This is a genomic window from Endozoicomonas sp. ONNA1, from assembly GCF_024606325.1.
In the GTDB taxonomy this organism is placed as follows: Bacteria; Pseudomonadota; Gammaproteobacteria; order Pseudomonadales; family Endozoicomonadaceae; genus Endozoicomonas_A.
In genome coordinates, this window is sequence record NZ_JAHHPN010000683.1 from 1 (window position 1) to 2,080 (window position 2,080).

Annotated in this window: 2 protein-coding genes; both read right to left on the minus strand. The window is 43.7% G+C overall.

What is annotated here, in order from left to right; genetic code table 11:
* Positions 1–202 (minus strand): hypothetical protein (locus tag KDK19_RS15985; RefSeq protein WP_257292350.1); only part of this gene is annotated, 202 nt, incomplete at its 3' end.
* 332 nt (positions 203–534) lie between these two features.
* On the minus strand, positions 535–2,080 hold a 1,546-nt coding region (locus KDK19_RS15990), incomplete at its 5' end, for a DUF4116 domain-containing protein (protein ID WP_257275204.1).

Consider the following 2,080-nt stretch of genomic DNA (forward strand, 5'->3'; position numbering starts at 1 on the left):
GAGAATAGTCAGCAGCCTGATCTGAAGAAGATAAACTGCAGGCGCTGCAGAGGCGATTGGCCAGTGGTGTTTCGCCGATCGGAACGCCACTGGTATCAGGATCGCGGAAATGCCTTTTGAATGAATCACTGACCTCGCTATCCTGAGTTGGATTCGTTGGCGGGATATGCTGAAATGATGTGTCAACACGATCTGGTAACATCAAGATATTCCTTTAAAGTTAATATTAATCCATGATTTAATGGTCAGGAGCTTGTCGCATTAATCAATTAATTTCGTTTGACTATGTTTTTTTTATAAAGTTCACACATCAGCCCGAAAAAACCATTTGATCAGGATATAAAAGACTTAGTCGTCTGAATGCCAGTGAGAGTGCTCATCAGATAATCCAGGCGGATTACACATTACAACGATTAAAATGAAGGTTAAATAACGTTAGAGAATAGCTTTAACTATCGGTGATAAGCACCTGACCAGATGGTACTTGGAGATTGAGCCATAAAAGTCCGGTAAACAGCAGTCCATTACCCGTCACTAAGGTTCATCATCGACTTTTTCCAGGCCCAGAGCTTTAAGAAGCCTGTGAAGCTCAGGGTTTCTGAGGGTTGCTGAACGGATAAAGGCATTATCATGCTGAAGCTCAGTAGCCGCATACATGAAAGCATGAGAATTATGTTCAATTAAGTTCAGCAAATACTCGCGATCATTCAATACCTCTTCACTGGCGTAATCTAAGTTACGAATATCTCTGGCAACTGCGATTTGAACAATGTTTTTATCTCCTCGTAATCTCTCACTTGCATACTTCAGAGCCGATGGAGTCTTTGAGATAGCAGTCTTTACAACAACATCATCATCCTGAAATTTCGGAGCTGCATAGAGCAGTTGATACCCATCCCGCGTGATTGCGGTCATGACAACATGTCTATCACCCTTCAGTTCTTCACTAACATATTCCAGATTATCCGGGGCTTCGGCAATGGTTGTTAATACAAGATCCCTATCGTTTCTAATCTGTTGGCTGGCATATTTCAACCCATGCTTCAGCAGAACATCCCTGACCTTTTCTTTATGAGCCATAGACGGCTGACACGGTGGAATATAAAATTTCAGTCGGTAATTGTGGGATGGCTCAACCACAAAGTATTGATCACTCAAACCATAGATATGCTCAATCAATGAGATGGCGTTAGCTTTATTGGGATCTAGTAATAAAAGATGATGTAATAGTTCCCTGCGGGTGTCCTCACTGACCTCATCACTCATTAACATTTCCTTAAGATGATCCTCCGATTTTTTCATACATGCTACCAACTGCCGACTATGATCAATAAACTCTTGGTGGGGAGTACTTAATAACGGGTAGCAACTGAAAGTCATCTTATTGAACTTCCAATAAACCATTAAGAAAAGACAATGTTGAAAGGCGAACCTGTCGGTTTCTACTGGAGCATTGCTGTTAAGGCGTTCTGCAAGCAAGCTAAAGTTCCATTGATCTCCTTCAAAAATAGCTATGCCCCTCAATAGACTATCCAGGTCACGAGTTGCAGTTACCACAGTGAACAGTTTTTGGAAGGCACCCAACATGGCTTGAGTGGATGTTATTCGGACGCATTCGACGATAATTTCTCCCACTGCAGGGTTGTAACCCAGCTCCATGCTATCGGCATCTTTATGAAGTCCGATCGCTTTCAATAACCGTACCAGAAGCCACATACGTTTCAATTTATGAGGTCCATCACTGCCATCAGGGCGACGAAATCTGTCAGAAAACTTCAGCCGCAAGGTTCGTTCTTTTCCTCCCCCAGCGTTTTCAAGCAGCTCGATAAGGCCCACATGAAGTCCTAACTCCAGGTTAACAATTAAGGCGTCAACCAAGCTAACAACAGTCACAGGGCGCATTATTCCTTCGATGGCGGCTTTGAAGGACGGCGTCAATAGGGACGCCTTTTTTCTCGGGGGTGTGAAATCAACATAGGTGACTGCCCATTTCTGATGGGATACTGTGCCCTGACCCGAAGTCGTAGAGACCGGCGCCAGTGCATTTACGAAGCGCTGATGCAGGGCAAAAATCAGCTCA